This is a genomic window from Prosthecobacter sp. (assembly GCF_044378005.1).
Taxonomy (GTDB): Bacteria; Verrucomicrobiota; Verrucomicrobiia; order Verrucomicrobiales; family Verrucomicrobiaceae; genus Prosthecobacter.
In genome coordinates, this window is sequence record NZ_JBILYB010000187.1 from 1 (window position 1) to 9,859 (window position 9,859).

Here is a 9,859-nt window from a genome sequence, read left to right on the forward strand (position 1 = left end):
GGCACCATCTACAAAATCCAGACCATCAGCTCCGCCACTGTCAATCTCACGGCCAACCGGGACAACACCATTTACGAAGGCAGCACCAACAGCAATGCCAAGGGGCCGCATATTTTCGCTGGGCTCACGGGGGCTGCTGGTGGCGAAACTCGCCGTCGTGCCATGGTTCGTTTCGATCTCAGCTCGGTCCCTGTCGGCGCCACGCTGACCAGTGCCAGCGTCTCACTCACCATCACCAAACAGATCGCTCAGGACTTCAACTTCGGCCTGCACAAGCTCACAGCAGACTGGGGCGAAGGCACGTCCAATGCCGGTGAGCCTGGTGGTACGGGCACCACCCGAACCACCAATGATGCCACCTGGACTCATCGCTTTTTCAGCACCACCACGCCCGTTTTATGGGCAGCCCAGGGAGGAGAGGGCAATTACATCGTCACACCATCGGCCACCCGGGCCGTTGGCAATTTCCTCTCTGAGCCTGTGCAAACATGGACGGGAGGAACCTTGCTGGCAGATGTACAAAGCTGGCTCTCCACCCCAAGCTCCAACTTTGGCTGGATGCTGCGTGGGGATGCCGCTGAGGAAGTGGAACCCTACACCGCCATGCGTTTTGCCAGCCGTGAAAACGCCACCGTCGCTTATCGCCCGAAGCTCTCTGTCACCTACACCGCCGTCCCCCAGCCCACACCCTATGAAACGTGGGTCACCACCCACTTCCCAACGACTCCTCCGGGAACCTACCTTGATCCACAGGGCGACCATGACGGTGACAACATCGCCAATCAGATCGAATACGCCTACGGCTTCAGCCCCACGAGTTACAACGCACTAGGTTCCGATCAGTTCACTACCGCGCAGGTGCCGGGCATTGATGACAGCACGGACTTTACCATCACCTTCCGGCGCGACTCATCCGCCACAGACCTCACCTACAACCTGCAAACCAGCGAAGACCTCCTAGCCTGGACCACCATCGCCTCCAGCGTGGGTGGGGCATTCACCAATGGAGACAATGGCGGCAACGTCCTGTCCGAAAGCACCGTCTCCGGCACCATCCGTCTCGTTACGGTGAGTGAAACCCTCGCCGCTGGCTCCAATGAGAAACGCTTTGTCCGTCTGGAAATCCTACGCGCGCCATGATCCGCAGCCTGCTCTTCCTCACACTCGCGATCACCGCGCAGGCCGCCACCACGATCACTCTCCGACCTAATAACAGCACGCCAAATAGCGGCGATGCCTACATCCGTGCTGCGGCAGCCACGACCAACTTCGGTGGCTCCGGCGCGCTTGTCATCTCCGGCTCCGGAGCGGGGAACACGAACGGTCAGTTTGCCAGCCTGCTGAAGTTCGATCTAGCCGTCGCCACCTCTGCGCTCGACACAGCTTACGGCGCGGGGAATTGGAGCATCGAAAGCATTCTCCTTGAACTCACCGCCGTGGTTCCCAACAACGTGACCTTCAACGCCAACGCTGCCGGGAACGTGGATGTGGACTGGCTCGCCACCGACTCGTGGACGGAGTCCGGCATCACCTGGAATGGCCTGCCAGCCGTTGTTTCCAGCGGCAGCCAGAGCATGGGAATGCTCGCCTACAACGGCGGGCTCGGCACCACGCAGTATGCGCTCACCAGCACGGCAGGCTTCGTCAATGACCTGACGAGTGGCGGTATCGCCAGCCTCCAGCTCTCCGCTAGCAGTGATCCAAATGCCAGCCTCGTGGTGAACGCACGAAACTTCGGCACGGCAGCCAGCCGCCCCGCGCTGATCATTACCGCCTCCCCAGAGCCGGGCCGCGTATTGCTGATCTTCCTTGGCTTGACCGTGATTTTGGCAAGGCGCGTGCGTATCATCGCCTGACATGCAGCCCGAACTCCCCAACGAGATCCACATCGACGAAATCCTCCGTCCCGGTCAGGCGCAGCCCGGCCTCGGCGAGGCGATGTTTGGCAAGACGGCAAAGGGCAAACCCGTCGAGTCCGAGATCGCGAAGTTCCTCGCCCGCTGGCTCGACAACTTCCTGCGCATCCCCGGCACTGACTTCAAGATCGGGCTCGATCCCATCCTGGCGCTCGTCCCCGGAGTCGGTAGCACCGTGGCCTCGGGCGGCGGCATCATCATCTTGTTTGAGGCCATCCGCACCGGTATCAGCGTCCCCGTGCTCCTGCGCATGGGTGGCAATTTGCTGCTCAACACCCTCTTCGACTACATTCCGGCCCTCGGCCCTGTCGCCTCAGCCTTCTTCAAATCCAACTCCCGCAACCTCACCCTGCTCCAGCAATGGCAGGCCGGACATCAGGACAAGGTCAAGGCCAGCACAGGACGCCTCTTCGCCGCGCTCGGCTTCATCATCGCCACACTCGCGCTGCTGCTCGCCGGGTTGTTTATCGGCTATGTCTATGTCCTGCGCACCGTTTTCGGCATCGGCGCGAATTGACGGCAATTTGACGCAACCTCTCCAGTGTTCAGGCGTTCTAAAGCCGCCCCTCCCCACATGACTTCGATCTCGCTCCCTGATGTACTCCTTTCCGCCGCGCAAAAAGCCGGCTGCCGTGATCAAGCGAGACTCCGCCACGCCCTCGACGATGCCACCGACAAACGCCAGCCACTGATCGAGGCCCTGCTCGATGCGAACATCGTCGATGAAGAGACCTTCTTCTCCCAGCTCGCCGACGCCCTGCGGATGCCTTATGACAAAGACGACGACGAAGTGCAGGAAGGTCTGCACAACCGCTTCCCCGCCAAGCTCGCCCTGCGTCATCGCATCTTCCCCACCCACGTCAGCGCTCAAGAAGCCACGTTGCTGACCTACAACCCCTTCGACCTCGGCGCACGTCAGGCCGTCGGTCAGGAACTGCGCAAGCGCGTCCACTGGAAGATCGCCAGCCGTCACCGCATCCTCGAAGCATTGCATCAAGGCTACGGAGTCGGTGCCGAGAACTTCGAAGAACTCCTCGAAGGCCGCGAAGGCACGCTTGATGACGACGACATGAAGCAGGAGACCACCGTGCTCGATGAAGCCGACGAAGAGGCCACGGTGCTCAACTTTGTGAACCAAGTCTTCCGCGAAGGCCTGAAGGAACGCGCCACGGACATCCATGTCGAGCCCCTGGAGCGCGACCTGCGCATCCGTTACCGCGTCGATGGCAAGCTCATCGAAGTGCCCGTGCCGCCAAACATGCGCCTGCTGCAAAACTCGCTCATCTCGCGCCTCAAGATCATGGCGCACCTTGACATCGCCGAGCGCCGAATGCCGCAGGATGGCCGCATCAATCTCGAACTCGATGGCGAGCCCATCGACGTCCGCGTCGCCACTATTCCCAGCGTGAATGGCGAGTCCGTGGCGCTTCGTTTGCTCACGCGGAAGAAGTTCGACATGGGCTCCCTCGGGCTCGATCCCGATACCGAGGCGAAGTTCCGCAAACTCATCGCCGCGCCGAACGGCATCATCCTCATCACCGGCCCCACCGGTTCCGGGAAGAGCAGCACGCTCTACACCTTGCTCAAAGAGCTGAACACCAAAGAGCGCCGCATCGTCACCATCGAAGACCCGGTCGAAAACAAGCTCGACGGCATCATCCAGATCGCCGTGAAGCCCGAGATCGACCTCACCTTCGCCGCTGGCCTGCGTTCCATTCTTCGTGGCGACCCGAACGTCATCATGGTCGGAGAAATGCGCGACCAGGAGACCGTCGAGATCGCCATCCGCGGTGCTTTGACGGGTCACTTGGTGCTCTCCACGCTCCACACGAACGACGCCGTCGGCGGCATCTCCCGTCTTTTAGACATGGGCATCGAGCCCTTCATGGTCTCCTCCTCCGTGCGTGCTTTCCAGGCCCAGCGCCTCGTCCGCACCCTCTGCCCGCATTGCAAAGAGCCCGCCCATCATGAGGACAGCTACCTCAAGGCCATCGGCTTTCCCATGGAGTGGAAGACGAAGCTCTTCCGCCCCGTCGGCTGCCGTTCGTGCCGTGGCACTGGCTTCAGCGGCCGCCTCGCCATCATGGAAATCTGCATGATGACCGAAAAGCTCCAGGAGAAGATCAACCTCCGCGCCACCGCCATGGAACTCAAAGCCCAGGCCCTGAGCGACGGCATGATCCCCATGCGCCACTACGGCTTCCGCAAAGCCAGCGAAGGCATCACCACCCTGGAAGAAGTCATGACCGTCACGGCGGCGAGTGAGTAGCCCGTCAGCATTGCCAAACCCTCCAGCATCATTATCCTCGCACCATGATCATCGCTGCCAATCCTCCCATTGATTTGCCACTCGAGAACCTCAACGCTGACCAGAAGTGGAAGGTCTTCCAGTTTCTCTGGAAGGATGTCGTCGATGGCCATGAGGCCGAAATCGAGCCTCCTGCCTGGCACGAAGAAATTCTTCAGGAACGCATGGAGAAGATCGAGAGTGGAAAAGCCGTCTGGCATGACCTCGATCAAGCATTTGATGATCTTCGAAAGGAACTCGCATGAAGCTGGTCGTCGAAGATGATGCCAAACAAGATCTTCGAGACTGCTTCCACTTTTATGAAGAGGATGAACCCGGTGCCGGCTGGTATTTCCTCGACAACATTTAGCCTGAACTTCATTCCCTGATCAGCATCGCGGGTGTTCACCGCAAACGTTTTGGCTTTCACTTTTATGCATCGAAGCGCTTCCCTCACGGCATCTACTATCTGGTGGATCAAGACAGTTTGAAGATAGCCGCCATCATCGACAGCCGTCGCAGTCCACGAACCGTCCGCCAGATACTCCGCAAACGCTAAAACATGCCCACCTTCGCCTACACCGCCTTAAACACCTCCGGCCAGACCGTCACTGGAAGTCTCGCCGTGAACTCGCGTGCGGAGGCGTTTCGGAAGCTCGAAGCGCAGGCACTGACGCCGGTGAAAGTCGCTGAAGAAGCCAAGAGCGCCAAGGCTGCCGCCAGTGCAGCGGCGAAGGTGGAGGACAACACGCCGGTGAAGCTCAAGCGGGCTCAGATCATCCTCTTCACCGAGGAATTGGCGGACATGCTCGATGGCGGATTGCAGATCGATCAGGCGCTGCGCGTCATCACCGAGCGGCAAGAGGATCTCGCCCTGCGCCGTGTCTCCAACATCCTGCGGGATCAACTCCGCGAAGGCTCCACAGTGGCGAAGGCGCTGAAGAAGGCCTCGCCGAGTTTTGATGAGCTTTACTGCAATCTCGTGGCTGCCGGGGAGGTCAGCGGCTCACTTGCCCCCATCTTGCGCAGGCTTGGACAAAACCTCGTGGTCATCGCCGAACTGCAATCCAAGGTCACGCAGGCGATGATCTACCCGGCTTTCCTCGTCGGAGCCTGCGCGGTGCTGATGATCGTCTTCATGACTGTCATGGTCCCGCAGATCACCGACCTCCTGGATAAAGGCGGCCAGCAGCTCCCGATGGCCACCCAGATGCTCATCAGCTTCAACAGCTTCCTCGCCGCCTGGTGGTGGGCCATTCTCGCAGTCGTGGTCATCATCGCGCTCAGCTTCAAAGCCTACGTCGCCACGCCTGCGGGCCTTATGTGGTGGCATGAGACGAAGATGAAGCTGCCACTCTTTGGCCCCGTGCTCGCCACGCGTTTCTACGCCCAGTTTGCCCACAGCATGGGCAGCCTCGTCGGCCATGGTGTGCCTTTGCTAAATAGCATCCGCCTTGTCTCGAAGATCTCGGCGAATGTCTTCATCCAGACCTTGCTCGCACGAGTCACCGGCCTCGTGGCAGAAGGCAGTTCCCTTTCCAGCTCGCTGAAAAAGGTCAGCCACTTCCCGCTCATGCTCGTCGATATGATCGCCATCGGCGAGCAGACCGGTAGCCTCAGTAAATCCCTCGAAAAAGCCGCCACGCGCTACGACAAGGAGCTGGATAAACGCATCAAGCGCATGACCGCCATGATCTCGCCCATCATCATCCTTTTCATGGCCGTGATTGTCGGTGTCGTGGCCTACTCCATCATCTCCGCCGTCTTCTCCTCCGTGAACGGCATCCGCAGCCGCGTCTAAATTCGCTCTTCACCTGCCGCAACCTTCCTGTCAGAATCCTGTTAATCCTCCCATCCTGTTAATCCTGTAAAAAAGCCATGACCATCCATACGCCCCGCCACCTCCGCCGAGCCTCCGGTTTCACCCTCATCGAGATCGTGATCGTGCTCACCATCATCTCCATCCTCGCCGCTGGCTCCATCTACATGCTGAAAGGCAACGTCGATGTCGCCAAAGAGACCCGAGTCGATGGCGACCTGCAAAACATCATGACCCAGCTCCAACTTTATGAAGCCCGCAATATGCGCGCCCCGACCACGGAGCAGGGCCTGAAAGCCCTCGTCGAAAGACCTACTACCGAGCCCCTGCCCGAGAAGTGGAACGCCCTTCTCGAAGCCGTGCCGAAAGACCCCTGGGGCATGGAATACAAATATCGCTTCCCTGCCCAGAAATCCAAGAAGCCCTATGATGTCTGGTCATCCGGCAAAGACCTCACTGACGGCACCGAAGATGACATCGGCAACTGGCCGCAGACGGCGACGAAGTGAATGACGAAACCCGAATGACGAATGACAAACTCAGATTGAAGTGCCGCATCGAAGACCTGGGAAACCTCTCCAGACCTTCGTCATTCGCCATTCGCCATTCGTCATTTCGCTCCGGCTTCTCCCTCGTCGAGATCGTCATCGCCCTCACCATCCTCACGGTCCTTGCTGCCGCGGCGGTGCCGATGTTCAAAGGCTGGCGGGATGAGCAGCTCGCGAGGCAGCCGGTGATCGAGCTGGTTCGTCTCGCCAAAGAGGCGCGGCTGCGGGCCATGCGGGAGAAGCGACCTTATCAGGTGGCGTTTTATCAGGGTGGCTTTGTCGCTTCGCGTTACTTCAGCCCTTATCTCCAGTTTGCAGAGTTGTCGGAGTTCATGGAACAGGCGGAAAGCGGGCAATTTCGCCTCAATCCGAATGCCGACGACGCAGATGCAGATCTCGATGCTGGAGCCGGTGACAAGCCGAAGACCGACCTCCCACTCGCGCCCACTGCCCAGAAATTCGACGACAACTGGAACGAGCATTACAACCTGCCCACCGACGTCCAATACACGCTCAAGTTCTGGAATGAAGTTCAGGAGACCCCGGTGAGTGGCGAGGTGGTGAAGCTCTGGGTCTTTCAGCCCACCGGCATCTGCATTCCGCTGAAGCTGCACCTCGAACGCGAGAGCTCCATCTTCGACGTCGAGTTCAACGCCCTCACGGCAGACATCACACGGGAGGTCGTGGATCTGAAATGAACACTACCATGGAGCGCCGACGACTCGTCGGCTTTCAACCTCAAGGCCGACGACTCGTCGGCTGCTCCATGATGCCGACGACTCGTCGGCACTCCGGCTACATCCTCCTGGAGCTCATCATCGCTCTTTCCATCTTCTCCATCGGCGTGCTCGGCCTCGCGCGAACCCTGAATGCCTCCATGGAGGTGGCGAACATTCTGAACAAGGAGCAGCGCATCCGCATCGGCCTCCGATCCTTTGTCGAAGAGATCCGCCGCAAGCCGATGACCGAGATGGCCACCACCACCACCGATCCTGCGCTCGAAGTCACCTACACCAGCACCTTGGAACCCGTGAGCCTGATCATGACACGCGGCGGCACCCTGGCTGACATGTACAATCTCAAAGTCATCGCCCTCTACACCGTCGGGGCGGAGCAACGCGAAGAAACCGTGGACGTCTATGTTTACAAACCCGCGCAGAAATAAGGCCGCGCGCCACGCGTCCGCCTTCACGCTCATCGAGATCGTCATCGCCATGACGATCCTCGGCATGATCACGGGCACCTTGTTTGCCCTCATCCAGGGCAGCGTCCGAGGCGCAGCGGAGATCGAGCGCATCCAGCGGGAGAACGACTCCATCAATCGCTTTCTCGACCTCTGCCGCCGCACTTTCACCACGATGCCGAGCACAGCGACGCTGACGCTCACCCTGCTCGACCCAAATTCGCCCACCACCTCCGGCCAGGAAATCACCATCAGCGGCGCGCCTCATTCCTTCGGCTTCGGCTTCAATCCCCTCTCCTACAAGGACACCATCCTCGGACTGCGACCTGACCCAAACGCCGTCACCGATCAAAACGGCGCGCTCTTGAATTACCTCTGTCTTTCCCGCGAAGATCTCATTCCCCAAACCGATGCGAACGGCATGGCCCTGCGTCAGGAAACCACTGGCCTCTCCGCTCCTGATGAACAAGGCCGCTACTGGATGCCCCTGCTGCCAGAGGTAGTCAGTGTAAAGTGGCGCTTTTACAAAGAAGCCGACCAGACCTGGCTCGAAGAATGGGATGACAGCGATTGGCCTGACCTCATCGACATCCAGCTCGTGATGAAGGACCGCACCTTGCCCATACGCATGGTTTACAGCGTGCCGACGATCAAACTGGTGGCTGGGAATGGAACAACATCCACAACGACCAGCAGCCCCTCGGCCAACAGCAACACCAGCAATCAAAACAACCAGGGTGGTGGCGCCAACAACGGCGGAGGTAACAATGGTGGCGGCGGAGGCCAAGGGGGAGGTCGCCCAGGTAGTGGCGGTCAAGGAGGCGGTCGCCCAGGTGGTGATGGCGGAGGTCGTCCAGGCGGCGGTGGCCCTGGAGGAAATCAGGGCGGCGGTAGTCGCCCTGGCGGTGGTTCACCCGGAGGAGGGCAAACCACTGGAAGCAGCAGTTCCAGCCAAGGAGGCGGAGGTCGCTAATACTCTTTGTATCTCATGACTCGCACTTCACATCGCAGCCGCTTGCCTCACCAAGGCTCCGCATTGATGCTCATGATCTGGGCTCTCCTGCTCATGTCCATGGTGGTCATGGGCCTCGCGCAATTTCTCAACTACAGCGCCTCAGAAGCCATCATTGATGCCGCCGAGTTCCGCGCCTTGCACATGGCCGAAAGCGGCCTCGCCGTGGGTCTACATCCCGACATGCGCCGTGGTGACAAAGCCCTCAAGCAGAAGGTCGGCACCGACAGCGGCTTCGATGTCGTCATCAATTACGAAGGCGCGCGCATCCCCATCAATCTCGTGACCGATGAACGCCTCCGCGAGGCCATCTACGATCTCTTCATGCGCTGGGGTCTGAATGGCGACGAAGCGGCCATCGTCACCGAATCCCTCGCCGACTGGGTGGACAGCAATAAAGAGGCCCGCTCCAACGGCGCTGAAACCGAGTATTACGAAGGCCTCGGCGTCTTTGACCTGCCACGTAACACCGGCTTCACCCACACAGATGAAATGCTGCTCGTCCGCGGCATGGGCGTCGTAGATCGCTTGAAGCCGGACTGGCGCGAGTTCTTCTCCGTCTATGGTGATGGCACCATCGACCTGCGCACCGCCTTCAAAGAAACCCTCATTGCCGTCTCGGGTGCCGCCGAGAAGGATGTCGATAGCTACATCCTCAAACGCGACGGTGCCGACGGCATCCCTGGGACCGAAGACGACCAGCGCATCTCCGATGGCGAGGCCTTCCGCCTCCTCAACATCACTGGCGAAAACGCGCAGAGCCTCCAAGGCATCCTCACCAGCGATGATGACCTCCGCCGCATCACCAGCACCGGGTATGTGGGCGATAAGCGAAAGCAGATCATCGTCGTCGCAAGGCGTGGAGAAGATCGCTCTTTGACCTATCTGGCGCGTATTGAGGAATAAGCGTGTCGTTCATGACATCCGAAACTTCGTCATTCGGAATTCATCATTCGTCATTTGCCCGTCCTCTGCATCTCGACACGCTCAAAACAGCCATTCCGTCCTCCCAACTGCCTCCCCCATGATCGCCTGGTTCGCCCGAAATCACGTCGCTGCCAATCTCCTGATGCTAGCGGTCATGACTGCGGGCG

General features: G+C 59.7%; 11 protein-coding genes. All 11 read left to right on the forward strand.

Annotated elements, in window-relative coordinates; genetic code table 11:
* The coding region (locus tag AC6FTP_RS23500; protein WP_497209343.1) for a DNRLRE domain-containing protein at nucleotides 1-1,140 on the forward strand (1,140 nt) is incomplete at its 5' end.
* The gene (locus tag AC6FTP_RS23505) at nucleotides 1,137-1,856 is read left to right on the forward strand and encodes a DNRLRE domain-containing protein (protein WP_497209344.1); all 720 of its coding nucleotides are present in this window, start codon (nucleotides 1,137-1,139) and stop codon (nucleotides 1,854-1,856) included. The genes AC6FTP_RS23500 and AC6FTP_RS23505, both read left to right, overlap by 4 nt.
* 1 nt (nucleotide 1,857) lies before the next feature.
* On the forward strand, nucleotides 1,858-2,433 hold the full coding sequence (locus AC6FTP_RS23510; RefSeq protein WP_497209345.1) for a DUF4112 domain-containing protein: 576 nt from the start codon (nucleotides 1,858-1,860) through the stop codon (nucleotides 2,431-2,433).
* A gap of 57 nt (nucleotides 2,434-2,490) precedes the next feature.
* The gene (locus tag AC6FTP_RS23515) at nucleotides 2,491-4,185 is read left to right on the forward strand and encodes a GspE/PulE family protein (RefSeq protein ID WP_497209346.1); all 1,695 of its coding nucleotides are present in this window, start codon (nucleotides 2,491-2,493) and stop codon (nucleotides 4,183-4,185) included.
* Nucleotides 4,186-4,229: 44 nt separating this feature from the next.
* Nucleotides 4,230-4,469 (forward strand): addiction module protein, encoded by a 240-nt coding sequence (locus AC6FTP_RS23520; protein ID WP_497209347.1) that lies wholly within the window; start codon nucleotides 4,230-4,232, stop codon nucleotides 4,467-4,469.
* A 296-nt stretch (nucleotides 4,470-4,765) separates the two neighbouring features.
* The gene (locus AC6FTP_RS23525; protein ID WP_497209348.1) at nucleotides 4,766-6,004 is read left to right on the forward strand and encodes a type II secretion system F family protein; all 1,239 of its coding nucleotides are present in this window, start codon (nucleotides 4,766-4,768) and stop codon (nucleotides 6,002-6,004) included.
* A gap of 77 nt (nucleotides 6,005-6,081) precedes the next feature.
* Entirely contained in the window at nucleotides 6,082-6,531 is a 450-nt protein-coding gene (gspG, locus tag AC6FTP_RS23530) for a type II secretion system major pseudopilin GspG (protein WP_497209349.1), read from the forward strand.
* Between the two features lie 14 nt (nucleotides 6,532-6,545).
* The gene (locus AC6FTP_RS23535) at nucleotides 6,546-7,268 is read left to right on the forward strand and encodes a pilus assembly FimT family protein (protein WP_497209350.1); all 723 of its coding nucleotides are present in this window, start codon (nucleotides 6,546-6,548) and stop codon (nucleotides 7,266-7,268) included.
* An 8-nt stretch (nucleotides 7,269-7,276) separates the two neighbouring features.
* Nucleotides 7,277-7,735: a type IV pilus modification PilV family protein gene (locus AC6FTP_RS23540; RefSeq protein ID WP_497209351.1), complete on the forward strand. Its 459-nt coding sequence runs from the start codon at nucleotides 7,277-7,279 to the stop codon at nucleotides 7,733-7,735.
* A complete protein-coding gene (locus tag AC6FTP_RS23545) occupies nucleotides 7,710-8,726 on the forward strand; it encodes a PulJ/GspJ family protein (protein WP_497209352.1) in 1,017 nt (338 codons plus the stop codon). The genes AC6FTP_RS23540 and AC6FTP_RS23545 overlap by 26 nt, the downstream gene beginning before the upstream one ends.
* A gap of 72 nt (nucleotides 8,727-8,798) precedes the next feature.
* Nucleotides 8,799-9,671: a type II secretion system minor pseudopilin gene (locus AC6FTP_RS23550; RefSeq protein ID WP_497209353.1), complete on the forward strand. Its 873-nt coding sequence runs from the start codon at nucleotides 8,799-8,801 to the stop codon at nucleotides 9,669-9,671.
* Nucleotides 9,672-9,859 lie beyond the last annotated feature (188 nt).